Source organism: Synechococcus sp. MU1643 (assembly GCF_020514095.1).
GTDB lineage: Bacteria > Cyanobacteriota > Cyanobacteriia > PCC-6307 > Cyanobiaceae > Parasynechococcus.
Window position 1 is genome coordinate 1 of record NZ_VTKY01000013.1, and the last position, 24820, is coordinate 24820.

The following is a 24820-nucleotide window of genomic DNA, read 5'->3' on the forward strand; positions in this document are numbered from 1 at the left end:
CCTGAGAAAATAGCTCGATGCCAGGTAAAACATTCTCTTAATAGGTTGATGATGTGCTGATTGCTGAAGCGATCACCATCACCACCCGCGAAGAAGCCACCTCATCTTGAGGTGGCTTTTTTGTTGTAAGGTTTTAGTGATCTTTTGCGCCTATCTGTGCCGAGACGTTCGCTTCTTCGACGCTTAAGTGGGCAGATTTGGCAGGCTTGCAAGCGTTGGAATAACGCTGAATGTGTTGATTTAAGTGCTGCATTTGCTTATTTTGTTCTGCAGTCGTTCTTCCCACTGCTGTTAATCGCATTATCTATCGCTGCACGGGTATTTGGTAAAACGGATAGTCTCGATAATGTGTTGGCCTCCGTGACGCAGGTCTTGCCGCCATCAGCAACCAGCCTGGTTGATTCAACTTTGCGTGGTTTGGTCGATCAAGGCTTCGGGGCTGGAATTCTCGGTGTTGTTGTTTTACTTCTCACGGCTAGTAACGCTTACTTGACGCTCCAGCGTGGAGCGGATCGGCTGTGGTCCGAGATTCTGCCGGAGCCATTAATTGGTTTGTCTTGGTGGCAACAGGTTGTGCAATTTTGTCGAACGCGTGTTGAGGCTTTTTTGACGGTTTTTGCAATATCTGTTTTGATTATTTTTCAACAGTTGGTGCTTAGTGTCGGGCAGCTTCCAGAAGAGATTCTTGGCGTCTTGGATGGAGTTATTCCAGGCTTAATGGGATTTGTGCGCTCCAGTCCCATTCTTCCCCTCGGGCGGATTCTTGTCCCAGCCTTGATCTTGTCCTTGATGGCCTGGCTGCTTCAGGTGGTGTTGCCCAGTCGTCGTGTTCCTTCGATTCCTCTCATTCCCGGCTCGTTGTTGATTGGATTTGGTCTGGCTTTTCTCAATAAAATTCTGAGTTTGAGTATTGTTTCTCTGGGTAATCGCTATCAGGCCTATGGCGTAATTGGCAGTGTTTTGGTCTTGACGCTTTGGGTCTGGTTGGTGGGTGTAATTCTTTATTTTGGCCAGTGTTTAAGTGTGGAATTGGTTGCAGTTCGTCTTGCCAAGCCTCGGCTCGGGGAACCGAACAGTGTGACGCCTTGAACTTTGATTCAATTCTGCGAAGCTAATTCTACGGACCTTCTCCGTTGAAGCCAATGAATCGACCACCAGCAGTGTTGTGGATTGCAGCCTTTTTGTTGTTGCTTGTGCCAACCGCTGCCGGTCGTCTCTTGCTTGATCTCGCCGGTGGTGTGCTGCTGGCTCTTTTGGCGCTTCCTCTGATCCTTTCGGGGTTTGGCTGGATTGGTTGGAAACTTTTGCAGTCCAGGATGATCAGCTGTACCGCTTGCGGTGCCACCGGACTGAAGGGGGCTGGAGTGTGTGCGGTCTGTGGAACGCCCTATCCCAGTGCAGGAGACAATCCTGCCAGTGCAGAAGCCCCATCCACTCCCGCCAGTGATCTCACCATTGACGTGGTCGCTCAGGACGTGGATTACGATTCTTGAGCCAGCAGCTGTCGTTCCCGCAGGAACAAGAAAAACGGAGCAGCACAGGCAAAGGCCACGCCAAAACTTAAGGGGATGGCCAGCCACCAGCCTTTGATCTTCTGACGTGGGCCTTCCACACAGATCCATAGTGTGACGGCACTGGCTCCCACCAGCAGGTCAGCGCTCAAGGAGCGTGAGGCGGCTGTGCTGCTGGCATCGGCGATAAATCGCGCCAAATCAAAGGCCTGTCCACCCCCTTCAGCGATGAACTCCAGGTTGGCTTTCCAGGGCAGGATCGCTCCCAACACAGCCAGAAGCAGATAAATCCAAGGCAGGGCTTTACGCATTGTTCGTGGCTTTGAGGGTTTTGGGATCGAGTTCGATAATCGATTGTTCGACGCTGTCGAGCAGGTTCTGGCAACGGCTTAGATAAACCTCGCCGTGGAGAACTTTTTGCTGCAAGTCCTCCAAGGGAACATTGTCGTTCTGCAGCTCAGCAAGCAGCAGATCCAAAGCCTGCATGGCGTCTTCGTAGCTCAGGCTTTCGGCATCCTTTCGCCACACTTCGATGCGATCACGCTGCACTTTGTTGATTTGGCGCTTGCTCATCAGGAGGTGGTGTTGGGGTCACTGCGCTGGATCTGATCGACCCGGGCTTCAAGGCTTCCGTCGCTCATTCGAATGTTGAGCTGATCACCGATCTTGACGGATTCCAGGCCTGAGATGGACTCGCCGGCTTCGTTGCTAATCAGGGCCAAGCCGCGTTTCAACCAGCGTTCCGGGGAAAGTGCCTTGAGCAATTGGTGCTTTTGGGCCAGCTCCTGGCGAAAGCGCCTGATCTTCTCCAGTGGAGACTGTTGTTGCAGCGCAATGGCCCGATTCTGGAGCCGCTGACGCTCGCGATGAATCCTCCCTAGTAGTGCCTCTTTCAATCGGCTTTGCCGTTGCACAAGTCCCTGGTGTTCCGCCTCGCGGTCGGGCAGCAGTGCCACGATCGCCGCCGTTGGCGTGGCTGCGCGATGGTCTGCCACCAGATCGGCGACGGTGAGATCGTCCTCATGGCCCAGGCCTGTTACGACCGGTATGGGGTAGTGCGCGAGGAGGCGGCAAAGGGCCTCGTTGTCGAACACTGCTAAGTCTTCTCGGCTGCCACCGCCGCGGGCGAGCACCAAAGCTTGAAGTCCCAGCTCGGTGGAGCGTTCAGCCAAGCTTTCCAGGGTGCTGATAATCGTCGGAGCCACGGACCCCTGCACAGGAATCGGCACCACGATTAGTTGGGTCAGGGGCCAGCGTTCCGCCGCGGTGCGGAGCATGTCGGCCAGGGCGGAGCTGGGTACGCTAGTGAGCACTGCAATGGAGGAGGGTTGGCTCGGAAGCGGCCTCTGATGCCTGGGGTCGATCACCCCTTCCTGTTCCAGCAGTTGACGCACCCGTTCAAAGTCGCGGAGCACCGTGCTGAGGCTGGGGCGGATGTCCAGCGCCTGAACCGTAAGGCTGGCTCGCGCTGCCCAGAAATTGAGCTTGCCCACAACGGTGACGCCGTCCCCATCCTTGGGCTGGTAGCTCAACTGCGCCAGTTTTGAAGCCCACACCACACCGGAAATACTGGCGGAGCCATCGGTGAGCGTGAGCCAGAGGTGGCCCTTCTTGAGTTGAGGGCGTGAGACCGTTGCTTCCAGCAAAAAACGCGGCGCAAAGCCGCGTTCCAGCAAGCTTCCGATGGCTGTGTTTAGCTCAGCAACGGAGTAGGTCGGAAGACGATCAGCGCTCAAGGCGGCTGTAGGCGTAACCCCAGTAAATGCAGACAACGGCCGAGATGGTGGTCAGCAGAACGCCCCAGTGCTGGTGGATTTGGGTGGCACCAATTGTGCAGATCACCAAGGCGCTGCTGAGCAGCCTTGATCCATCACGTCTGTTCTGAACGTAAAGCGGTGCCAACGAAAGCCTCGGCGGAATTCTTCCCACTGTGCTGCATCAGCGGAGGCTGGTGGAGAGACAACAAAAAACCCCCCGACAGGCCGGGGGGTTCTGTGAATCCGCGAATCGGAATCAGCCGAGGCCGATCTGAGTCAGGATGCCTTGGCCGGTTAGGAGCTCGGTGCCGAGGCCGATCACAAAGCCCATCATGGCCAGACGACCGTTCCAGGTCTCAGCGAAGTTGACGAAGCCGAAGCGTGCGTTGTCAGACATGGGTTGAATCGATTGGATGTGCACCAATGTAACAAAGGTTGGAGTTTTGTTGCATGTGCTAAGGGCTACTCAATTGGGCTTTTGCCTGTTTTTCAAGGTTGTCATCCGTCCGACAGGCGCTTGGTCCGGGACGTCGGCAGAGCTTCGCGGGGATCGTCGGGCCAGGGGTGCTTGGGGTAGCGCCCCCGCATCTCCCGGCGCACCTCCTGGTAGCTGCCTTGCCAGAAGCCTTTGAGGTCGCGCGTGCGTTGCAGGGGACGGCCGGCTGGTGAAAGTAGTTCCAATGTGACGGGGACGCGGCCATTCAGTACGTGGGGGCCGTCGTCAGATCCGAACATCTCCTGCAATTTCACGGCGAGGATGACCTCATCGGCGGTGTAATGGAGGGCGGCCTGACGGCCGGAGGGGATTGGGATGCGGCGTGGCAGTAGACCATCCAGTTGTTGCCTGAAGCTCCAGTCCAGATCGCCCCAAAGTGCTTCTTCCAAAGCTGTGACGCTGATGTCGCTCCAGCTCAGGCAGCCCTCCAGACTTGGACCAAGCCAGGTGTCAGCCTGCTCCAGCAGTGTTGTCAGATCGCGATCAGGCCAGGGGGCGCCAACCTGTTGGTGCATCCATGCCAGCCGTTGGCGCAGCTGATGGCAGCTGTCTGTCCAGGGCAGGACATCAAGGCTGGCCTTCTTCTTCAGCTGCTCGATCAGCAGGGTGCGGCACAGCGCTGCGGCTGGCGAAGGCTGTGGCGTACGGCGCACCACCAACGCCCCCAGTTTTAGCTGGCGTTCGGCGCGGACCCGCTGGCGATCAGGATCCCAGCTGGCCTCGTCTTGCCAGTGGCCGTCCCGCTCAGCGATGCTCTGAAGAGTGCTCTGGCTCAGGGCCACTGCCATCTGGATCCGCGTGTCCCTGCCGCCCATGTCAACCCTGGCAACGGCCAGGGCTGGACTGCCCAGGAGCGGATCCCAGGGCAGCAGCGTGGCTCCGCGGCCCTGACGCAGCTGATAGCGACCGGTCTGGTCTAGACGCTGTTGCGCCAGCCATTCCGGAAAGGCCGCCAGGATCAGATCGCCAGCATTGACCGATGCGCCTCGCTCTTGGGGTGAGGTGCCCAGCCGTTTCAGTTGGCGGCGGAGTTGCTGGCTGAGCGTTCGCAGGGATGGATGGTGCTGGATGCTGTTGAGACGGGCCTCGAGATCGCTGCCGATTTGGCGGCGATCGAAGGGATCCCGTTCGCTGAGGATGGCCGCCAGATCACATCCCAGCTGAGGGGCGCCCCGTTCATGGGCTTTCAGCAGCAGCATGCCGAGACGGGGGTGAACACCCAGGCCGCAGATCAAACGTCCTTGCTCGCTGATGCGGCCGTCGTGCTCCAGCAGGCCGAGTTGTTGCAGGCCGTGCTGTCCCTCCTGCATGGCTGCTGCGGGGGGAGGGGCCAGCCACGGCAACTCTTCTCCCAGCCCAGCCCCCCACTGGGCCAGTTCCATCAGCACCGGCTGGGGATCTGCCAGCAGCAGCTCAGCGGGGTGAAAGGGTGGCCGTCGTTGTTGCTCTGCCGGTGACCAGAGGCGGATGCAGCGGCCCGGACACTGTCGTCCTGCCCGGCCCCTGCGCTGCTCCGCACTGGCCAGGCTGGAGACCACCGTCTCCAGACCCTCCATGCGGGTGTTGGGGTCGTAGCGCAGTTGACGGCTGAGGCCACTGTCAATCACCAGGCGAACCCCATCGATGGTGAGGGAGCTCTCGGCAATGGCGCTGGCCAAGATGATGCTGCCGTCCTGGTTTGGCTCGCAGCGCTGCAGGGCTGAACTCTGCTGCTGCAAGGGCAGTTGACCATGCAGCGCCTGAATCTTCCAGTTCTGCAGGGAAGGGGCGGCCGTCAGGGTCTGCCTGCAGCGTTCAATTTCCGCTAGCCCCGGCAGGAAGACAAGAACACCGCTCCCCAGCGGTTGGTCAAGGGTGTGTTGCTCGATGGCGCGTAACACCTGTTTTGGCAGGGGTTCGTCCGGCCGTGGTGGTTGGTGGTGGGTTTCCACCGGGTAACAGCGGCCCGGGCTTTCCAGCACCGTCGCTTCGGGCAGCCGTTCCCTCAGATCGGATAGATCCAGCGTGGCCGACATTAAGATCACGGCGAGATCGGGATTCAGCAGAGGCCTCGCCTCTCGCAGCAAAGCGAGGGACAGGTCCGCATCACGCCCCCGCTCATGAAATTCATCGAAGATCACGCACCCCACCCCATCCAGCGAGGGGTCGCTCTGCAAGCGCCGCAGGAAGAGGCCGCCAGTGATCACCTCCAACTGGGTGCTGTCGGATCGCTTTTGTTCCCCGCGCACGGCGTAACCGATGCGCGCACCGATGTCTTCTCCCAGGCTCTCGGCAAGGCGCGCGGCGGCAGCTTTGGTGGCCAGCCGCCGCGGCTCGATCATCCAGATTCTCTGATGGTTTTTAAGAACGCGCGGGCCTTCCGTCAGGGCTCCGATCAGCGCCAGGGGAACCCGTGTGGTCTTGCCAGCCCCAGGCGGCGCCTGGAGCAAAAGCGTTTGCCCTGGGCGGACCGCAGAACAGATCTGCTCCAACAGGGCGTCGATCGGGAACTGGCTCAAAGCGGTGTTGCCGCTCGCTTCACGGGACGAGATTCATCAGGCCCAAAAGCACAAGGCTGCTGATGGAGCCGAAGGCGGCCAACAGCCGCACAAGCGGGCCGATGGAAACAGCAAGGGAGGCCATGAAGACTTTCTTAAAGGCCGGATCGATTCCGGTCTAGCTCCCTTGTCTGTCGCGTCGCTGCATTCATTCGCACGCCTTTACAGAATCCCCGTGCTGGATCAGCGCACGTGGCGGGTTCCATCCACGGGGTGGTACTCCTCTCCAGTGAGCTCCTCAAACACGATGGCCGGGAGGCCGGTCTCGAACATGGTCTGCAGCGCTTCCTTGAGATAAGGGTTCCAGCCTCCAGTGCTTACCTGGCCGTGGCGGACGGTCCAGTCCCAGGTGCCCTGAAGGTCGCGGGGGATCCGGCCTTCCCGGTCACGACGGGCCACTAGATCAAGGGATTCGACAAGACCCACGGTGATGGGGTCCTTTCCGTAGGCCGGAGTAAGGCTCAACTCCAGGCGAACCGGATCTTCTTTCATCAGCCGAAGCCGAAACCGGGGGGGCAGCTTGAGGCCCTTGATGACCGCGGCGACGATGCGTGTTCTCTGATCCACTCAGGCGACCCCTGTCGACTCCAAGCACCCAATTTATTCAGTGCCGGGTCCAGCCGCCGTCGAGGCTTCTTCATCGTCACCACCAAAGCGCACCGTCAGCAGGGCCTCTTCCGTAATGCGTCCCTCGCTGTCCAGCAGTTCTGGGTGAACGGTGACCTGGCCTGTGCGGTCGCTAGGAGCGTTGCTGGGCACGCTGTTGACCGGACCACTGGCAGCGCGAAAACCCTTGCTCATCACGCGGAAGGCTTGCCACAACAGGGCAACGAACAGCGCTCCGTAGATGAGGGGAAACAGCGAACCGAGCATGACCCTCCGACCCAGCTGAATGTCTGCGTCCTCACGCTATCGGGACCCCGGCCGAATGTGGTCACAGCTTTGACATGGAACGTGGCTTTTTTTGGATCTGCTCTGCGTAGCGTCGAGGCAGCTGATCGCCCCTCAAGCTGTGTTCAAATCCCAGTCCCGCCCGCTTGTCGTCTCCGCTTTGGCGGGGGGATTGCTGGTGGCCGGCGTGTCGGCGCTTCCCTTGGCCGTTGCCCCCCAGCAGGTCGAGGCACGCCCGGCGATCCGTCCTGACTCATTCGTGGCAGCCGCTGTGAAGCGCAGTGGTCCGGCAGTGGTCACCCTTGAGACGGCGCGGACCGTCAATCAGTCCAGTGTTGCGGGTGTGCCGCCTGCTCTGATGCGGGACCCCTTGTTTCGCCACTTCTTTGGCATCCCACGCTCCACAGCCCCGCGCTCCAGGGTGCAGCGCGGCCAAGGCAGTGGGGTGATCTTCGATGCCAAGGGCCTGCTGCTGACCAATGCCCATGTGGTGGAGGGGGCAGATCAACTGACCGTGGGCCTCTCCGATGGCAGAAGGGTGCCCGCTCGAGTGGTAGGAAAAGACAACCTCACCGATCTCGCGGTGGTGCGTCTAGAGGCGCCTGGGCCCTGGCCTGTTGCCGATCTGGGGAATTCCGACCGGCTCAGCGTGGGCGACTGGGCGATTGCCGTGGGCAACCCCTATGGGCTGGAAAGCACGGTAACCCTGGGAATTATAAGCAACCTCAATCGCAATGTTGCCCAGCTGGGAATTTCCGGCAAACGTCTTGATCTGATTCAAACTGACGCGGCGATCAATCCCGGCAACTCGGGCGGGCCACTGCTCAATGCCGATGGTGAAGTGATCGGCATCAACACCTTGGTCCGATCAGGACCTGGGGCGGGTCTGGGCTTTGCCATCCCGATCAATCGCGCTCGAACCATTGCCCAGCAGCTCGTGTCCAGCGGCAAGGCCCGTCATCCTGTGATTGGCATCCGTTTGTCCCCGGTGCCCCGGCCCACTCCGACATCCCCGGTACCTCCAGGTGCGGTGATTCGCGCTGTCCAACCTGGAGGCCCAGCGGACCGCGCTGGGCTCAAGGTTGATGATGTGATCACGCGATTGGATGGTCAGGCTGTCGCTGACCCTGCTGCGGTAGTCAGTGCTATTGAACGTCGTGGCGTCGGTGCCGCGGTTGTGCTGGAGGTGGAGCGTGGTCAGCAGCTGGTCACGATTGACGTCAGGCCGGTCGACATATCGGCCTTGACTCCCGGCTGATGCTTCGGGCTCAGGCGTCGTCGGCGTCCCTCAGTTGTTCAACGCATTGGGTGATGCACTCGCCATCGTCGAGCGAGCAGGTTGTGATGCAATGGAAATAGGTCTCCACCGCGTCCCAGGTCTGTTCATGGGGTGCCGGGCCTGGTGCTGATGAACCGCCAACGGATGCGCTGTTACCTGGGCCGGAAACCATGTTCATCGGTGCTGCGATTCAGTTTTGTCAGCTTATGCAGATAAAATCTGCAGGTAAAGAGAAATAAGTCTTCCTGCCTAAGGCTGTGTGAAGTTTTCGGTGCTGCGGTCTGATCCCAGTCAGGCCGCCTTTTTACGCCGGGCATCTCGGGCTTTCTGCTTTTCTTTGTTAGCTTTCCGCTTGGATTCTCGCTCCACAGCCAGTTCTTTCTTCTTGGCTTCAGCTCTTTCCTCTTCTTTTTTCTCGAGGTAATAGTTGTAATCCCCCCTGTACATCACCAGTTCGCCCTCTCGCAGTTCGACAATCCGGTTGGCCACGCGTGAGATGAAATAGCGGTCATGGGAGACCAGCAGCGAGGCGCCTTCGTAGGCCATCAAGGCGTCCTCGAGCATCTGCTTGGCCGGGATGTCGAGGTGATTGGTGGGCTCATCCAAGACCAGAAGATTGCAGGGGGTGAGCAGCATCAGCGCCAGTGCTAGTCGGGCTTTCTCGCCTCCGCTGAGCTTCCCGACCTCTTTGAACACCGTGTCGTTGCTGAAGCAGAAGCTGCCCAGCAGCGAACGAACCTGGGTCTGGGTCCAATCGGGAACCGCTTCATACATCGTGTCGATCACGGTCTTGGACAAATCCAGGGCTTCGGCCTGGTTCTGTTCGAAGTAACCCGCAATCACGTTGTGCTCCCCAAGCCTGGCACTGCCTTCATCGGGGGGTTCAACCCCCATCACCAGGCGCAGCAGGGTGGACTTGCCCGCACCATTGGGGCCAACGAAGGCGATACGGTCACCCCTCTCAACCTCCAGTTCAGCCCCAAGAAACAGGATCTTGTCTCCGTAGCTGTGGGTGACGTTGTCGATCAGGGCAACCTGAGCTCCAGAGCGCGGAGCGGGCGGGAACTGAAAACTCGGCCCGGCCACGGATTCGATCGGTGCCTCCACCCGTTCCACCTTGTCCAGTTGCTTCTCTCGGCTTTTGGCTTGGGTGCTGCGGGTAGCGCTGGCACGAAAACGATCGATATAGGCCTGTTGGGTGGCGATGTCTTTCTGCTGGCGTTCGAAGGCCGCCTGCGTGGCCTCCCGTTCCATTTGTTTCTGTTCCAGGTGGGCGGTGTAGTTCCCCAGATAGCTGCGGGACACCCCCCTCTCGGTGGAGACAATCTGATTGCAGACCCGGTCGAGGAAGGTGCGGTCGTGGCTGATGACGACGAGGGCAGCGCTCTGCTCCAGCAGGTAGTTCTCCAGCCATTGGATGGTCTCGACATCCAGATGGTTGGTCGGTTCGTCCAGCAGCAGCAGATCCGGTTCCTGCAGCAGGATTTTCCCTAGGGCGATTCGCATCTGCCAGCCCCCGGAATAGTCCTTCACCTGCAGTTCAGCGCCCTCCGGAGTGAATCCGATCGTGGGCAGGAGCTTGTCGATGCGGGCATCGAGTTCGTAGCCATGCAGTGCTTCGAAGCGGCTCTGCAGCTGTCCCAGTTGTTGGATCAGCTTGTCCAGATGATCGGGATCTTCAGCAGCGCGTTCCGACCCCATGGCTTCTTCTACCTGCTGTTGCCGGTTCATCACCTCGGCGGCTTCGCCGAAGGCTTGAAACAGTTCCTGGCGCACAGTGCGCTCCAGGTCCACGTCGAATTCCTGTTGGAGGTAGGCGATACGGGGCTCCCCTTGCCGAACCACCTGGCCGCTGGTGGGCTCTTCGTGCCCGGCAATCAGACGCATCTGGGTGGACTTGCCGGCGCCGTTCACCCCCACCAGGCCGATCCTGTCTCCGGGTTTTACCTCCCAGGTCACGGCCCGGAGCACTTCCCCAGTCGGGTAGATCTTGCTGACGTTTTCGAGTCGCAGCACCGGCGGAAGGCGTGATGCCCCCCATCATCCCTGTCGGCAAACTGGTGAGGGTTCCTGGAGGCTGGTCGCCATGCTGAAACTGGAGCAGTTGGCCGCTCTCGTGGTAGCCGCAGGTTTGGCGATCGTGAGTTATTTGCTCTTCTTCAGTTGGGCCGGAGGTGGCGGATATGAACGCCGTCAGCGAACTGAGTCCCAGGCGTTGCTGACGTCCGAAGCTGCAGAGTTCAAAGACCGCCTCTCGCCTTGACCAGCCAGCGTTCGCTGTCTTCATCGTCGAGGCTGGCCAGATGTTCCCGCACCTCTTGGGTCGTGACGGGTAGCCCCAGTTGGTCGCCCAGGCTGCAGATGCTGGCCATGGCGCCGTTGGGATCTTGCAGCGCCTGACGGAACAGCGCCTGGGTCTGCTCCGGATTGCTACTGATTCGGGCGTACAGCGCTGCGGCGTTGGAAGCCATCGCGATCTGAGCAACTGCTCAAACGCTATTCAGAGCCGAAGGTCTTGTCAGGCGGCTTGTTCGATGCCGTCATCGTGCTGCCCCAAGGCCGAGGCGTCTTTCATGCTGCGGGCATCCATGCAGAGCACCTTGCGCAGTTGGGCGTAGTTGGCGGCCTGGGTGCCACGTCCTTCCTGGGAGGCGCTGTATTCGGCCCGTTGCAACACATGGTGCAGGTGGGTCAGCAGATAGGTGCTGATCACGGCTGACACCAGCACGTCGCTGTTTTCAGCGCTGCGACGGGGGCGTCGAGACCGAGCGCGGGAGCCGGCTGGGCTGCGACGGGGGCGTGGTGAGGCTTGTGTCATGGGGTACTCCGAGGAGGACCAATGCCCCCACCATAGTCATGGATACTACCCTTGACCATCTCTGTACACTTTTTAGTAGCAGAGCCTCTTCTTGGGGATCCGGTCGTGCCTACCCGTCAGACCTCATCCAACGGGAAGCCCAAGTCCCCGAGAATTCAGGTGGTTCTGCCTGAAGATCTCTGCGCGCGTCTCACGGCAATGGCGGAGCTGGAATCCCGCACGGTGAGCAACATGGCGCGGGTGCTGATCCAGCAGGGCGTGCAACGCCATGAGCAGGAGTTGGAGGCGTCCGCACCGGCCCCGACCCGCGAGGAGCGCCTGCGGTCCGCCTTGGAATCACAGCAGCCACGCCGTCTGCGGGGCGCTCCCAGGCGCTTGCGCCTGCACCGGCCCGGTTAGGCCGGATTCACCTGCACGCCCAGCACGGCTTCCCGACTGGCTCCGGTGACGGCGGGCACATTGCCGGGATGCCCTTTGTGGTGCCACCAGGCCAATAACGCGAAGACCAGGGCTTCTCGGGCTTCAGTCGGCACCCCCAGCCTGCTGCTTTCGTCCAGCTGCAAGCCTCGGCAGCGCCGCCGCAGCTCATCGATCAACACCGGGTTTTGGCTGCCACCACCAGCTGTGATCATTTCGATTGGTGCGATGCCACGTCTTTGGCGCAGGTGCTCCAGGTCCTGGGCAACCACAGCAGCGGGAAAGGCCGTCAGGGTTGCGATGGCGTCTGTCGCTGAGGCTCCACCGAGCTGACGCAGGCGCCGGGTGAGGTCGTCCTGCCCGAAACACTCCCGTCCCGTGGATTTCGGTGGTGTCAGCTGGAAGTAATCCTCTTGAAGCCAGCGCTGGATCCAGCCCTCATCCGCACGGCCCTGCGCTGCCATCGCTCCACCCTTGTCGAAGGGTTGGGCTCCATTGGTGAAGTGGCGTATGCCCAAGTCGATCAGGCTGTTGGCTGGTCCACAGTCCCATCCCAATACAGCGGCACGGCGGTCGCTTCCACTGCCGGGGGGGATCAGGGTGAGGTTGGCAATACCGCCCAGGTTCAGTAGTGCTCGCCAGCCCTGCGTGTGCCCCAGCAGCGCCGCATCGGCTCGAGGCACGAGCGGTGCTCCCTGCCCCCCAAGCACCAGATCAGCCGCGCGGAAGTCATGGACCACTGGCCTTTGCAGCAGATGGGCCAGCAGTGGGGCCTGCAGCATCTGCCAGCTGCCCCCTCCTGCCCCTCGGGCCGGGGGGCGGTGCCAGACGGTCTGGCCATGGCAGCCGATCAGCTCAGCTTGTGCATCTGGGTCGCATGCCCGTGCCGCGTCGGCTTGCACCTTCGTGATGGCTTCCGCCAGCTCCAGCCAGACGGCAGCCGGCATCGGTGCGCCTTGGCCGGCTGCCACCACCTGCTGCTGCAGTTGGAGCGGATAGGGCCGATGGTGGTGGTGAAGCAGGGACCAGTGAGGACTCTGGGATGGGCCGTCGAAGCGCGCCAGCACGGCATCGACACCGTCAGCACTGGTTCCGCTCATCAGCCCGAGGCAGAGCATCGGCTCAGTTTTTCGGGAGCCGTTGCAGGTCGTCCACCAGTCCCATCACCACCAGCAGGTGCCCCTCCTCCAGCACGTGGGATGCCGGTGGGTTCACCATCAGGCTGCTTTGCGGTCCTGCCGCCAGCACGTTGACCCTGAAGTTTTTGCGCAAATTCAGATCCCTGAGCGAGCGCCCCACAAACGGTTCTGGAACCTTGATCTCCTCGATGCAGTGCTGTTCATCCAGGGCCAGCCGCTCCATCAGGTTGGGGCGCACCAGTTCAAGACCCAGGCGCTCGCCCTGCATGCGCGAGGGAAAGATCACCCGGTCGGCCCCCACCCGCTTCAGCATTTTTTCGTGGAGGTCACTCGTTGCCCTTGCGATCACCTGGCGCACGCGGCTCCCCTCGCTGTCTTTGGCGATTAAGGTCGCGGTGATGCTGGCCTCGATCGGTTCACTGATCGCCACCACGACGGTGCCCATTTCAAGCACGCCGGCTTCCCGCAGGGCCTCTTCGTCGGTGCAGTCCACGACGCGGGCTTCCACGCTGGGCTCCACTTGACGAAGTTCATCCACCGCACGCTCTGAACGGTCCAGGGCCAGCACATCCGCTCCGTTCTGAAGCAGTTCCCGGCACACGGCGATACCGAAACGGCCCACGCCGATAATCGCGAAGCCGAGGCGATCGCTGCCCTGGACCGGGCTCCACTGCCACCACTCCTTCATCGCTGCCTCCCCCGCTGATCGCGCTCAGACATACAGATCCTCGCTGGGGTAACCGACTCGATTCTGGCGATTCATCTGGATTTGTTCCTGAGTCATCGCTTCCCAGATCGCACTCAGCAGCAACAGGATCCCCAGTCGTCCCACAAACATTCCCACCATCAGCACCGCCTGGCCGAAACGGGGGAGTTCAACGGTCACCCCCAGATCCAGGCCCACCGTGGCAAATGCGGAGATGCAGGTGAACAGCATTTCCATAAATGTGAATGAATCCTTGCCGTTCAAATTGCTGGCGATGCTGATCAGCATCGCCATGGCCATTACGAACAGCAGGGAGCCCACCGTGATGCCGACTGCCCGCAGCACCACCTTGTCGCTGATGCTTCTGTTGCGGATCACCACCACCTCCCGGCCCCGCAAGGTGGAGCGGGTGGCCGCCATCAAGGCCGCCACTGTGGTGGTCTTGATCCCACCACCGGTGCCGCCGGGGCTGGCCCCGATGAACATCAGCACCATCAGCAGCAGGAGGCTGGATTCGGTGACGGTGTCGAGCGAGAGCGGAACGGTGCTGAAGCCGGCTGTGCGTGCCGTGACGGATTTGAACAGTGCTGTGAGCCACCGCTCAGACAAGGGCATGCCTGCGAAGATCTCGCCCTGGTTCAACCATTCCGTTAAGGCCAGCCCCCCTGCTCCGAAGGCGATCAAGAGCATGGTGGTGCGCAACACCAGGCGGGAGTGCAGGCTCAGCCGCCGCCGGCCTCGTCGTCTGCGCAGCAGCTGCGTGCTCAGATCGCTGGTGACACGCCACCCCAGGCCGCCGGCCACGATCAGCAGCATCACCACGGCATTCACAACGCCATTGCTGCGGTAGTGCTCGAGGCTGTTGCTCCAGAGTCCGAATCCCGCGTTGTTGTACGCCGAGATGCTGTGGAATACCGCAGCCCAGAGGCGTTCGGCGTGGTCGGGAATGTCATCGAACCCGAAGTGATAAAGGATCACGGCCCCCACCAGAATCACCAGCGTCGCCGTCAGGGCAATGCCACGAAACGTGCGCCCAACGCCCCCCACGCCGAATTCATCCAGGGCCTGGCCCCGGTCCAGTCGGCGCCGCAGGGCTGTTCCCTGCACCACAAAGCCCTGCAAAAACGTGGTGATGGCCATCAAGCCAAGGCCCCCCGCCAGGATCATCAGAGCCAGCACCACCTGACCAAAGGTTGTGAGATCGGTGCCGATGTCGATGATCGACAGCCCCGTCACGGTGATGGCGGATGTGGCTGTGAACAGAGCTTCCCAAAGCCCAACGCGGCTTGAGGAGCACAGCGGAGTGGCCAAAAGCAGTGTGCCGATCAGCACCACCAGTAAGCCAGTCACCACGGTGAACTGGGGAACCGTGAGCCGACGATGCCAGCCCTGGCTGCGTTCGATGGCCCTTCCGATCGGCACAGGCGCGCGCGAGATCTGACCAGTGTTGTTCAGGATCCGCCGTAATGCCAGAGGATCAAGGCCGGCACGAGAATGGTCATGATCACCGTGAGGCCAAGTCCGTAGCGGGTGACGTCCAGAAAGCGATAACGGCCTGGGCCGAACACCATCAAATTAGTCTGATACCCGACGGGGGTGAGAAAGGACTGACTGGCCCCGAAGAGCACTGTGATCAGCAAGGCGGTGGGCGACAGCTGCAGGGACGGAGCCAGTTGCACCGCTACAGGCGCCAGCAGGGCCACCGAGGCCGCATTGCTCATCACCTGCGTCAACAGCGTGGTGCCGATGAAGACCACCATCAAAGCGGCATAGCTCGGCCAGCCCGTCAGCCCCTGCTGAAGCACTAGGGCGAGGGCATCGGCCAGGCCCGTGTTCTGCATGGCAACACTGAAACTGGTCAGGGATCCCAGCAGCAGGATCACGTCCAGCCGAATTGAGCGCTGCAGTTCACCAAGGCGAAGGCAGCCGGTAGCCACCACACTCACCATGGCCAACAGCACCGCTGCTACCAGGGGGATGGGGGTGAGAGTCGGCAGCAGCAGCATCGCCAGGGCGATGCTGACGGCCACGGGCTTGCGCCGCACTGTGGGCAGGTCATCCTCAAGGCGATCCAGCACCAACAGGTCGTTGCTGGCCTGCAGGCCGCGGATGGAGTCGATTGGTGCCTGCAGTAGCAGCACGTCGCCCTCCCTCAGGATTACCTGGCCGAGGCGTTCCTGAACAGTCTCCTGGCCGCGGCGCAGGGCGAGAACTGTGGCGTTGTGGCGCTGCCGAAACCGTAGTTCCCGCAAACTGGCACCGGCCAAGGTGGAGCCAGCAGGCAACAAAACCTCCACGGTTTTTTGTCCACTGGCCTCTTCGGTGTTCAGGCTGAAACCAGCGTTCTGCCCCTGGGTTGTGAGCTGAACTGTGTGATCCTGCTGGAGCCGCAGCAGATCAAGGCGGGTGACCCGTAACAGCAGATGATCGCCGGCCTCAAGACGACGGTCAGCCAGGGGTGGGAGGAGTCGCTCTCCACCGCGCTGTAGTTCCAGCACGTCAACGTCGAAACGACGTTGCAATCGACTGTTCAGGAGAGAGCTGCCCACCAGCTCCGACTCGGGTGGGATGCGCACTTCAGTGCAGTAGCTGCTGGTCTTGGGGTTGCCGCCGAGGTCATCCGTGCTGGCACCTCGGTCCGGCAACAGCACCCTTGGAGCCAACATCAGATAGGTGGCCCCTGCCAGCCAGACCGGCAGGCTGATCAGGGTGAAGCTGAACAGATCGAGGGAGCCATAGCCCAGCTGTTCGCTGATGTCGCTCACCAGCAGATTCACAGAGCTTCCCAGCAGGGTGAGGGTGCCCCCCAGCACCGTGGAAAACGACAACGGCAACAGCACCCGGGATGGCGAAATGCCGCGCCTTTGGCACCAGCCCTCCACCACGGGTAGCAGCGATGCCACCACGGGTGTGTTGGGAACAATTCCTGACACCGGGGCAATCACGAAGGCCATCAGCGCGATCAGACGCCGCGAAGACCGGATCCGTTCTGAGGCGATCAGATCTCTGAGTCGATCCAGGGCACCGCTCTTGAACAGTGCTGCGGAAACCGGGAACAGGCCCAACAGGGTCACCAGTGCAGGACTGCCGAACCCCGCCAGGGCCTCCTGGGGATTGAGCACCCCGGTGGCGATCAACAGGCTCAAACTCAGCAACCCGGTGAGCTCCGGTGCAATCAACCCGGTAATGAACAACACCACTGCCAGAGCCAATACGGCCAGGGTGATCAACGCCTGAGGGTTCTGAAGAGCGCTGCTCAGCTCGGCCATGGCGGCGAGTCGCCGGTCGTTAATTGTGGCGATTCTGCCCCGGGATCAAAAAATTGCTCTCGCAGCCACTGTTTTAAGCCCTGCAGCCCATCCCCCTGCACCGCCGACAGAAACAGGGCGTCGGGTTCCCGCTGATGAATCATCTCGATCTCAGTTGCTTCACAGCGGTCGATCTGATTGGCGATCACCCGTCGCAGGGAGGTGCTGCCAAGCTCATCGAGCAGCCGATGCACCGTGTCCAAGTGGCCCTGCCAGTCGGGGTCAGCAAGGTCGACCACTAGCAGAAGCACATCGGCATCCAGCGCCTCCTCCAGCGTGGCGCGGAAGGCTTCCACCAGTGGGGCGGGGAGATCGCGGATAAAGCCCACGGTGTCGGTGAGCAGTAACCGTTCGGGGCGTGCCCCAGGGCAGGGAAGGTCGAGTTTGCGGGTGGTGGGGTCCAGGGTCGCGAACAACTTGTTCTCCGCCAGAACGCGATCACTGGCTCGTTTGCCGCACAAGGCATTGAGCAGGCTGGATTTGCCCGCATTGGTGTAGCCCACAAGTGCCACCCGCGGCAGATCACGCCGCTGATCCCGTAAGCGGCTGCGGTGGGATTGAAGTTGGCGTTGATCCCGAAGCAGTCGTTCGATGCGCCTGCTGATGGCCCTTCGGTCTTTTTCCAGCTGTGTTTCCCCTGGGCCGCGCGTGCCGATGCCGCCGCCCTGCCGCGACAGGCTGCTGCCCCGCCCCAGCAGGCGCGGCAACCGGTAGCGCAGCTGAGCCAGTTCCACCTGAAGCCGCCCTGCAGCACTGCCGGCCCGCTGAGCAAAGATGTCGAGGATCAATTCGCTGCGGTCGGTGACCGGGCAGCTGAGCAGCCGTTCGAGATTGCGGGCCTGCACGGGGGTGAGCTCCCGGTCGGTGATCACCAGGGAGGCCTGGCAGCGGCGGATCTCGAGGGCAGCTTCTTGAAGTTTTCCAGAGCCCCAGAGCGTTTGGGGATTGGTTTGCCCCCGGCGCTGGCTGGTCCGGGCCACCGGTTCGGCACCGGCACTGCGCACCAAGCCTTCCAGCTCAGCCAGATCCCGCTGGTCGCGCTGTTCATCGCCACTGGTGAGCGTGAGCAGAAGTACCCTCTCGTCTCCGGTCGTGGCACCGATGCTTCGGGGATTGGGTTCGTCTGGTGTGAGAACGCAAAGATCCCGCAGGTCTCCTTGTTCAAATGGTCTCCAGCCATCGGCTTGAGACGGGTCAGGGATCAACAGTTCGGCCGGGCGAGCTCCATCGGCCCCCGGGCAGGGTGCAAAGCGCAGCCAGTGCCGAGGAGCGATGTCAAGGGCGACCACGGCGTCGCGGGGATCTGAGTGCAGCCCCTTGCGAGCGAAAGGGCAGCTGATCAGTCGCCATCCCCCGCTGCTACGCCGCGGTGCAGCCGGCAGATGCTGCAGCAGCGAATCGCTACCGGTCAGAGGCCCCAGCCAGAGCAGGCGGCAGAGGCCGCGGCCGTCCAGCACCAGATGCAACGCTATCTCTAGATCCAGCACCAGGTCGGCCAAGCGTTCGAGGCTCAGCAGATCGGCGCCGCAGTCTTCGGGATGACGGCGATGGCTCAACCGCTCCAGCTGCCGTTGCTGGCTGGGGCGCAGACCACGGCAACGCCCGCCGAGGTGGGATTGCTTCAACGGTTCAACAACCAGGCGCCTGCCGAGCGCAGACCCAGAGAGAGCCCTGGCAGGCGCGTTAAATAAGTTGCCCGTCGCAACTGGAAGGCCAGGGGGCCAGCCAGGGTGAGCCCCATGCCGGTGAGGGTGGCGTCACCGACACCGAGGCTTAGCATTTCGCCTCGGTCCTCGAACTGAAAGGGTTGCGGCTTTTCCTCCACCCGCAGCTTTGCGATGGCTGCGGCAGTGGCATCGCCTTGCTGCATCGCCACCTGGGCGCTGGCTGGCCATGGGCTGCCTGGTCGGGCTGAGAGATCCCCGAGGGCGAACGTGTTGGCACAGCCCACCAGGCGCAGGTCATCGTCAACGGCCAGACGCCCTCGTTCCAGCACAGGTGTGGGTGAGATGGCGGGGATGGAGGGGCTGCTCCCTGCGGTCCAGACCAAGCCTGAATGACGCAGAACAGCACCATTGGCAAGAACAGCAGTGCTGGACTTCACTTCGCTCACGCTGGTGTTCAGTTGGAGGACCACCCCTTTGCGTTCCAGCGCGGCCTGGGCCCGCTCCCGATTGAACGCTGTGCTGCTGGGGAGGATTTCATCGCCCATCTCCACGAGTCGAATGCTGGCAGCACCGTCGATCAGATCTGCCAGCTTGCAGGCCAGTTCCACGCCGGTGGGTCCCGCGCCAACAATGATCAGACCAGCATCCTCAACCCGTTGCTGTTGCAGGTTGTTTAGCCATTGCTTGAGCCGCCTCACATCGTTGAGGTCACGGAAGCTGGAGCTGTGTTCTTTGACGCCTGGAATGCCGAAATCATTGACTTTCGAGCCCGTCGCTAGCACCAGTTGTGACCAGCTCAAGCTGTCCCCGGCTTCCAATTCGATGCTCTGGCTTATTTGATCGATACCAACAACGCTGTCCTTGATCCAGCAGATGCCGTTGTTTAGCAGTTGGTCGTAGCGGGGGGCTACCTCCCAGCCTTGAAGTTCATCGCTGAGCAGTTCGTACAGCAGCGGTTGAAACAGAAAGCGATCCCGCGGTTCGATCAGAACGATGGGGCAGTTCGGCTGCCGTCGCTGAAGAGCAAGTGCTGTGAACAGTCCTCCGAATCCACCGCCAACGATCACCACGGCATCCGATGGGGACGAGGGTGAACGCATGAAAGGAGCTGCGGGTTTTTAAACGATAGGAACGACACCCTGTCCCACGGCAGGAGAAGATGGCGTGATGACGGAGGTTCCTGAGGCCATGGTGCCCATGGCAGTACAAAACGAGTTACTCGAAGGGCGCAAGCTGCTGGAGGCGATGGAACCGCAGCAGCGTCTGGGTTGGGGATTGGAGCAGTTCGGTGAGAATTTCGCTCTCACCACGAGTTTCGGGATCCAATCGGCTGTGCTTCTGCACATGCTGAGCACCCTCCCCGGGGGTGATGCTGTGCCGGTGATCTGGATCGATACCGGTTATCTGCCTCCAGAGACCTACACCTACGCCGCTCAACTCAACCAGCAGCTCAGGATTCGTCTGGTGGTGAGTCAGAGCGAGATGTCCCCGGCTCGGATGGAGGCCCTGCACGGGCGGCTTTGGGAGTCCGGTCGCGTGGAAGACCTAGAGACCTATCACCGGATCCGCAAGGTTGAACCACTGGAGCGAGCGCTCAACGAACTGAACACGCGCTGCTGGGCCAGCGGCGTGCGGCGTGGTCAGACCGATCACCGCCGCTCGATGACCGCTTTGGATCGGATTCGGGAGCGTTGGTCATTGCGCCCCCTGCTCGAGTGGACCAAGCGCGATGTGTACTACTACATGCAGGAGAACAATCTTCCCCAGCATCCTTTGTTTGAGAAGGGTTATTCCACGGTCGGCGACTGGCATTCCAGTGGTCCTGATGTGGGCGATCTGAGTGGTCGTGACACTCGATTTGGTGGTTTGAAGCAGGAGTGTGGAATTCATCTGCCCCAGGAGGTGAATGAAGGGCTGATGGGTGAAGGCATCTAAGTGACAGGGGCTACACGGGGCGGTGACCGCGTTCTGCTGATTGGTAATAGCCGTTGGCATTGGGCCCAGCGGCAAGCCCACGTTGTTCGTGTGGATCATGGGTCTCCAGATCCTGGTCGCATCGGAACCAACCCTCCGGTCTGGGCGGCGGTGGGGCCGGTGCCTGAGCCGCTTATGGCCCACCAGGATCTGCGCATTCGCCTCGAGGATGTGCCCTTGCTCAAAGCTCCTCCTTGGTTGGGGGTGGACCGCGCTCTCGGGGCATGGATGGCCTGGCGCTGCAGTCAGGAGCAACAGCTCGACTGTTCCAGGGGGTTGCTGCTGGTGGATGCCGGCACCGTGTTGAGCCTCACCCGGGTGACGGCGGATGGTTGTTTTGGAGGCGGTCAGCTGATCCCGGGCTATCGGCTCCAACTCCAGGCGATGGCGGAGGGAACCCACCGTTTGCCATCAACCACTGAGGATCCCAATAACGACGCTCTGCAAGAGGCTTTCCCGCAACAGACCGTTGCCGCCATGCAGCGCGGTGTGCTGGAGGGGATGTTGGCCTCAATTGCAGCGGCACAGCAGCATGCCCAGGGCTTGCTGTGGATCTGCGGTGGTGACGCTGCCCTGTTGAAGAAACATTGGTCCGGTGCAACGGAGTTGTTGCAGCTTGGGGGTGATCTTCAATTGCAAGCACTGCTGAGCCTGGGTGCTGGGCTCAGCTCAGGCCGAGATCGCTGATCAGCGTGTCGGCCATGGTGGCTGCTTTCACCTTGAGATAAATCCGCTCGAGTTTTCCCTCTTCATCAATCAGGAAGGTGTGGCGCATCATTCCCATGTATTCGCGCCCCATGAACTTCTTCAGCCCATAGCTCTCATAGAGGCTGGCGACGGCACAGGGCTCCTCATCGGTGAGCAGGGTGAAGGGAAGTTCGTGCTTGTTGATGAATTTGTTGTGGGAGGTTGCTCCGTCCTTGCTGATGCCCAGAACGGTGATGTTGTTTGCTTTCAGTTGCTCCCAGCGGTCGCGGAAGTTGCAGGCTTCTTTGGTGCAGCCCGGGGTGTCGTCCTTGGGATAGAAGTACAGAACAACCTTCTTTCCGCGCAGTGAAGCGAGGCTCATGGAATCACCGTTTTGATCGGGAAGGGTGAAGTCGGGGGCGGCGTCGCCGATTTGCAGACTCACGGAAAGTGCTTGGTCAGTGGCGGCAGCGTACGGTCCTCAGGACAAGACTGTCCGTGCTGCCTACGTTGCAATCAACCTGCAGCTGTTGGGCCATGGCGTCGCGGATCAGGGTCGAGCAAATCGCAGGTTCCCTGGCATCTCTTGTTTTTTGTACGTACCTCGCGGTCATTCCTGGACCGTTTTCAAAAGCAGGTACTCAGCAACCGGTGCGCTGGAACACGGGTGGCTCAGTTAGCACCACCACTTACAGCGAGGTCGAATTCTTTCTTGTTGACGGCGAGGTCACAGACCGTGCTCTTCAGGATGCCATTCGGATGTCTGGCTGGACCGCTGACGAGCTCCGTTTTGGTTTGAACAAGAGCTATGCAGTTGACCTCGCCGGTGTATCCCGGTTCCTTTATTCCGACGCTGGTAAAGCCTTCCTAGATGATCAAACAAGGTCTTATGTCCCTTATTGGCGCCAAAAGGCGACGGCGGTAATGGCTCTGCGGGCCGCCATCATCGCGGATGCCAAGGATGGGCTCATTAGCTCAATCGGCATCATGAAACAGCTGCCCGTCGCCTTCCGGTTATCCGATAACGGACCGAATGACGGCAGGCAGAGGGTTTGTGCTCCTGACAAGGTGAGCGGAGCCCAGTCCACTTCGCTGCTGTCCTGGTACGTCTTTCTGCCTGCTTGCATCAAAGCCAATTCAGAGCTCTGATCTCTTTATTTCAGCCCAGGCTTCGGCGGTTTTTTTGATGGCGTGCCGCGCTCGCCTTGGATCAATTGATGGCGCATCGGCAGTCGCAGGCCGACCTCGCCCAGGTCGTTCAACGATTGGCGCAACTGCGTCATCACCTCCTTGCTGATCTCCCCCATGGCCTGCCGGTAGGGCGACCCTTCGGTGAGCCATCGCTCAGCCAGTTCGGTGCCCCCTGGAAGCATGAGATGTTCCAGCCACTCCTCACAACGGAGCTGCCAGCCAGCCTTCGCTAACAACTTTTCCGGACGCTGCTGCAGCTCAAGCCACTGCTGTTCTTGAGCCACTAGATCGCTGAACAGCTCTGTTGGCTCGCCGTCTTGCAGCAATGCACCGGCGGGCCCCAGTTCGGCGCGGCTGATCAGCAGCCGTAAGCCTGTTTTCGGCTCGGCATGTTGGTTGATTGTTTTCAGCAGCGCCGTCCAGTTCTGCCCTTGCAGGTCGGCAGCGGTGAGTCGTCCCCCGATCCAATCGAAGGCTTGGCTTTCGGGCAGAGCGTCGAGGTTGCCTGTTAACAGCTCTGGTCGATGCTCCGGCTCGAGCCAATCCATCTGCGCTTCCAGCCGGCTGCGGTCGGCTTCGTTCTCGCAAAGCATGGTCACTCCTCCTTCCGGGGTGGCCCTCAATGGATCGAGGGCCCAGATCAGCGAGCGCACCCCCAGCAGCAGCACCCGATCTCGACGGGTCCAGGGGATCTCCCGCCAGAGCCGCTCGCGCATGCGCTGCAGTCGCTCCCCCTCCTGCCCTAGTTGGCGCTGCACCCAGCGGTCCACGCCCGGACGGTCGGGCCCGCTGCTCAACAGCAAAGGCTGGTCGGCCGCCAGTTCCGCGGCCGCGGCGAGTTGGGCTGCCCGGCGTTCCGCCATCCGCTCGCGTCGTTCCCCCTCCCAACCGAGTTGTCCGGGCTGCCAGAACACCTCGCCTTGCAGGGGTGTGGGGAGGTATCGCTGCTCCACCCAGTGTTCTGCGTAGGCATGGGGGTAGCGGTAGCCCACGCCATCGCCGAAGGCGGCTCCATCCCGGTTGGCATCGCGCAAATGCCCGGGCACGTCCTGCTTTTGCGTATCGCGCACGGTTTTGAGGGCATCAAAGAAGCCCAGAACGCTGTTGCTCTTTTCGGTGCCCGCCAGGTACAACGCAGCCTGGGCCAAGGGATATAGGCCTTCGGGCAGCCCCACCCGTTCGAAGGCCGCGGCACAGGCTTCCACTACAACCATGGCCTGAGGGTCGGCCAGGCCGATGTCTTCCCCTGCTGCAATCAGCATCCGCCGGAAGATGAAACGTGGGTTCTCACCGGCCTCCACCATGCGGGCCAGCCAGAACATCGCCGCATCGGCATCCGAGCCCCGTAGCGATTTGATGAAGGCGCTGATGGTGTCGTAGTGGGCATCACCGTGCTTGTCGTAAAGCACGGCTCGCTGCTGGATGGATTCCTCGGCGATGGCCAGAGTGATTTGAATCACGCCTTGGCCATCGGGTTCGGAGCTCTCCACCGCTAGTTCAAGGGCATTGAGCAGGCTGCGGGCGTCACCGCCCGCCACATCAACGAGGTGGTTGGCGGCATCGCTGCTGATGGCGATTGCGCGGTCGCCGTAGCCCCGCTCGTTGTCTGCAAGGGCGCGTTGCAGCAGCCGCTGTAAATCCTCTGGTTCCAGAGGCAGTAAACGAAACAGCCGCGAGCGGCTGACCAGCGCCTTGTTGACTTCGAAATAGGGGTTTTCTGTGGTGGCCCCGATCAAGGTGACGGTGCCGTTCTCCACCCATGGCAACAGCGCATCCTGCTGGGCACTGTTAAAACGGTGCACTTCGTCGATGAACAGGATCGTGCGCAGGCCATGCCGTTCAAGGCGTTGGCATGCAGCATCAACCTCGATACGTAAGTCTTTGACGCCGGCCAGCACGGCGTTGAGGCTGCTGAAGTGGGCGCGGGTGTGGTTAGCAATGATCCGCGCCAGGGTGGTTTTGCCGACCCCGGGCGGGCCATGCAGGATCAGGTTGCCGACCCGATCGGCCTTGATGGCACGGCGCAGGAGCCGTCCGTCAGCCAGGATTCCGCTCTGACCTTCAAATTCCTCCAGAGTGCGCGGACGCATGCGATCGGCCAGGGGGGCCAGCATCCTTCGTTGCTGCTCACCGTGAAAAGCGAAGAGGTCCTGAGCCAACACACCATCGGCGATGTCCCAGTGTCCCTGACGTTCTCAATCTGCGCTTGAGCTGGTCCAAATCGGACCCTTTTTGGGTAAGCCTCGTTCCAGGCCTGCAAGTCCTCGCGGCCCGGTTCTCATGAACACCGCATAATTCGTTCCAAAGCCTTATTGCAGTGCGTCATCCGCAGCGCCTCTTGCTTACCTTTGCGGCCCTGTTCTTGGTTAGTTCCTGCAGGAACGAATCACCGCAGCCACCTCCGCCGAAGGTTCAGGCTGCTGCTACTCGGCTGGTGGAATT

28 protein-coding genes are annotated in these 24820 nt (G+C 61.1%); 8 read left to right on the plus strand and 20 right to left on the minus strand.

What is annotated here, in order from left to right; genetic code table 11:
- Positions 1-156 precede the first annotated feature (156 nt).
- Together FZX09_RS11725 and FZX09_RS11730 are read left to right on the plus strand one after the other, a co-directional pair.
- On the plus strand, positions 157-1089 hold the full coding sequence (locus tag FZX09_RS11725) for a YihY/virulence factor BrkB family protein (RefSeq protein ID WP_226403068.1): 933 nt from the start codon (positions 157-159) through the stop codon (positions 1087-1089).
- A 53-nt stretch (positions 1090-1142) separates the two neighbouring features.
- A complete protein-coding gene (locus FZX09_RS11730; protein WP_226403070.1) occupies positions 1143-1493 on the plus strand; it encodes a hypothetical protein in 351 nt (116 codons plus the stop codon).
- On the opposite strand, the gene FZX09_RS11735 is transcribed toward FZX09_RS11730, so the two are convergent.
- From FZX09_RS11735 to FZX09_RS11770, 8 genes are all read right to left on the minus strand, one after another.
- Positions 1481-1822 (minus strand): DUF2834 domain-containing protein, encoded by a 342-nt coding sequence (locus tag FZX09_RS11735; RefSeq protein ID WP_226403072.1) that lies wholly within the window; start codon positions 1820-1822, stop codon positions 1481-1483. The two genes, FZX09_RS11730 and FZX09_RS11735, sit on opposite strands and share 13 nt — an antisense overlap.
- Entirely contained in the window at positions 1815-2084 is a 270-nt protein-coding gene (gene xseB, locus FZX09_RS11740; RefSeq protein WP_226403074.1) for an exodeoxyribonuclease VII small subunit, read from the minus strand. Before xseB ends, FZX09_RS11735 begins: the two co-directional genes overlap by 8 nt.
- A complete protein-coding gene (xseA, locus tag FZX09_RS11745; protein WP_226403077.1) occupies positions 2084-3247 on the minus strand; it encodes an exodeoxyribonuclease VII large subunit in 1164 nt (387 codons plus the stop codon). The genes xseB and xseA overlap by 1 nt, the downstream gene beginning before the upstream one ends.
- Complete coding sequence (locus FZX09_RS11750; RefSeq protein ID WP_226403079.1) at positions 3237-3413, minus strand: hypothetical protein; 177 nt, start codon at positions 3411-3413, stop codon at positions 3237-3239. Before FZX09_RS11750 ends, xseA begins: the two co-directional genes overlap by 11 nt.
- Before the next feature lie 111 nt (positions 3414-3524).
- On the minus strand, positions 3525-3665 hold the full coding sequence (locus tag FZX09_RS11755) for a chlorophyll a/b-binding protein (RefSeq protein ID WP_025362525.1): 141 nt from the start codon (positions 3663-3665) through the stop codon (positions 3525-3527).
- 101 nt (positions 3666-3766) lie between these two features.
- On the minus strand, positions 3767-6262 hold the full coding sequence (gene hrpB / locus FZX09_RS11760) for an ATP-dependent helicase HrpB (RefSeq protein ID WP_226403081.1): 2496 nt from the start codon (positions 6260-6262) through the stop codon (positions 3767-3769).
- 222 nt (positions 6263-6484) lie between these two features.
- Positions 6485-6868 carry a hypothetical protein gene (locus FZX09_RS11765; protein ID WP_006851931.1) on the minus strand — a complete coding sequence of 128 codons (384 nt, stop codon included), beginning with the start codon at positions 6866-6868 and terminating at the stop codon, positions 6485-6487.
- 33 nt (positions 6869-6901) lie between these two features.
- A complete protein-coding gene (locus FZX09_RS11770; RefSeq protein ID WP_226403083.1) occupies positions 6902-7174 on the minus strand; it encodes a DUF2973 domain-containing protein in 273 nt (90 codons plus the stop codon).
- 139 nt (positions 7175-7313) lie between these two features.
- Between FZX09_RS11770 and FZX09_RS11775 the strand changes: the two genes are divergently transcribed.
- Positions 7314-8450: a trypsin-like peptidase domain-containing protein gene (locus FZX09_RS11775; RefSeq protein ID WP_226403085.1), complete on the plus strand. Its 1137-nt coding sequence runs from the start codon at positions 7314-7316 to the stop codon at positions 8448-8450.
- A gap of 10 nt (positions 8451-8460) precedes the next feature.
- On the opposite strand, the gene FZX09_RS11780 is transcribed toward FZX09_RS11775, so the two are convergent.
- Together FZX09_RS11780 and FZX09_RS11785 are read right to left on the minus strand one after the other, a co-directional pair.
- Positions 8461-8649 carry a hypothetical protein gene (locus FZX09_RS11780; protein ID WP_226403087.1) on the minus strand — a complete coding sequence of 63 codons (189 nt, stop codon included), beginning with the start codon at positions 8647-8649 and terminating at the stop codon, positions 8461-8463.
- A gap of 113 nt (positions 8650-8762) precedes the next feature.
- On the minus strand, positions 8763-10487 hold the full coding sequence (locus FZX09_RS11785) for an ABC-F family ATP-binding cassette domain-containing protein (RefSeq protein ID WP_370624245.1): 1725 nt from the start codon (positions 10485-10487) through the stop codon (positions 8763-8765).
- 70 nt (positions 10488-10557) lie between these two features.
- Here FZX09_RS11785 and FZX09_RS11790 point away from each other — a divergent pair, with 70 nt between their 5' ends.
- Entirely contained in the window at positions 10558-10734 is a 177-nt protein-coding gene (locus FZX09_RS11790) for a hypothetical protein (protein ID WP_226403089.1), read from the plus strand.
- On the opposite strand, the gene FZX09_RS11795 is transcribed toward FZX09_RS11790, so the two are convergent.
- Both FZX09_RS11795 and FZX09_RS11800 read right to left on the minus strand, forming a co-directional pair.
- Positions 10712-10942 carry a hypothetical protein gene (locus tag FZX09_RS11795; protein ID WP_226403091.1) on the minus strand — a complete coding sequence of 77 codons (231 nt, stop codon included), beginning with the start codon at positions 10940-10942 and terminating at the stop codon, positions 10712-10714. The two genes, FZX09_RS11790 and FZX09_RS11795, sit on opposite strands and share 23 nt — an antisense overlap.
- Before the next feature lie 47 nt (positions 10943-10989).
- Positions 10990-11289, minus strand: coding sequence for a hypothetical protein (locus tag FZX09_RS11800; protein ID WP_226403094.1), 300 nt, complete (start codon positions 11287-11289; stop codon positions 10990-10992).
- Between the two features lie 105 nt (positions 11290-11394).
- On the opposite strand from FZX09_RS11800, the gene FZX09_RS11805 reads away from it, so the two are divergent.
- Positions 11395-11688, plus strand: coding sequence for a hypothetical protein (locus FZX09_RS11805; RefSeq protein WP_226403096.1), 294 nt, complete (start codon positions 11395-11397; stop codon positions 11686-11688).
- On the opposite strand, the gene FZX09_RS11810 is transcribed toward FZX09_RS11805, so the two are convergent.
- Genes FZX09_RS11810 through FZX09_RS11835 form a run of 6 tightly spaced genes read right to left on the minus strand, consistent with a single transcriptional unit; the run spans position 11685 to position 19626 of the window.
- Positions 11685-12824, minus strand: coding sequence for an anhydro-N-acetylmuramic acid kinase (locus FZX09_RS11810; RefSeq protein ID WP_226403098.1), 1140 nt, complete (start codon positions 12822-12824; stop codon positions 11685-11687). The genes FZX09_RS11805 and FZX09_RS11810 overlap by 4 nt on opposite strands.
- Positions 12825-12828: 4 nt before the next feature.
- A complete protein-coding gene (locus FZX09_RS11815) occupies positions 12829-13533 on the minus strand; it encodes a TrkA family potassium uptake protein (RefSeq protein WP_226403100.1) in 705 nt (234 codons plus the stop codon).
- Positions 13534-13557: 24 nt separating this feature from the next.
- Positions 13558-14973, minus strand: a complete 1416-nt coding sequence (locus FZX09_RS11820) for a potassium transporter TrkG (RefSeq protein ID WP_226403102.1) — start codon at positions 14971-14973, stop codon at positions 13558-13560.
- A gap of 29 nt (positions 14974-15002) precedes the next feature.
- Positions 15003-16820, minus strand: coding sequence for an SLC13 family permease (locus FZX09_RS11825; protein WP_226403104.1), 1818 nt, complete (start codon positions 16818-16820; stop codon positions 15003-15005).
- Positions 16808-18484: a GTPase HflX gene (gene hflX / locus FZX09_RS11830; protein WP_226403106.1), complete on the minus strand. Its 1677-nt coding sequence runs from the start codon at positions 18482-18484 to the stop codon at positions 16808-16810. Before hflX ends, FZX09_RS11825 begins: the two co-directional genes overlap by 13 nt.
- Positions 18481-19626, minus strand: coding sequence for an NAD(P)/FAD-dependent oxidoreductase (locus tag FZX09_RS11835; protein WP_226403108.1), 1146 nt, complete (start codon positions 19624-19626; stop codon positions 18481-18483). Before FZX09_RS11835 ends, hflX begins: the two co-directional genes overlap by 4 nt.
- A gap of 67 nt (positions 19627-19693) precedes the next feature.
- On the opposite strand from FZX09_RS11835, the gene FZX09_RS11840 reads away from it, so the two are divergent.
- Complete coding sequence (locus tag FZX09_RS11840; RefSeq protein WP_226403110.1) at positions 19694-20461, plus strand: phosphoadenylyl-sulfate reductase; 768 nt, start codon at positions 19694-19696, stop codon at positions 20459-20461.
- Positions 20462-21187: a type III pantothenate kinase gene (locus tag FZX09_RS11845; RefSeq protein WP_226403112.1), complete on the plus strand. Its 726-nt coding sequence runs from the start codon at positions 20462-20464 to the stop codon at positions 21185-21187.
- On the opposite strand, the gene bcp is transcribed toward FZX09_RS11845, so the two are convergent.
- Complete coding sequence (gene bcp, locus FZX09_RS11850; RefSeq protein ID WP_226403114.1) at positions 21165-21632, minus strand: thioredoxin-dependent thiol peroxidase; 468 nt, start codon at positions 21630-21632, stop codon at positions 21165-21167. The genes FZX09_RS11845 and bcp overlap by 23 nt on opposite strands.
- Before the next feature lie 92 nt (positions 21633-21724).
- Between bcp and FZX09_RS11855 the strand changes: the two genes are divergently transcribed.
- Positions 21725-22336: an alpha/beta hydrolase gene (locus tag FZX09_RS11855; RefSeq protein WP_226403116.1), complete on the plus strand. Its 612-nt coding sequence runs from the start codon at positions 21725-21727 to the stop codon at positions 22334-22336.
- Between the two features lie 5 nt (positions 22337-22341).
- Here the strand turns inward: FZX09_RS11855 and FZX09_RS11860 are convergent, their stop codons facing one another.
- Entirely contained in the window at positions 22342-24537 is a 2196-nt protein-coding gene (locus FZX09_RS11860; RefSeq protein ID WP_226403118.1) for an AAA family ATPase, read from the minus strand.
- Between the last annotated feature and the right edge of the window lie 283 nt (positions 24538-24820).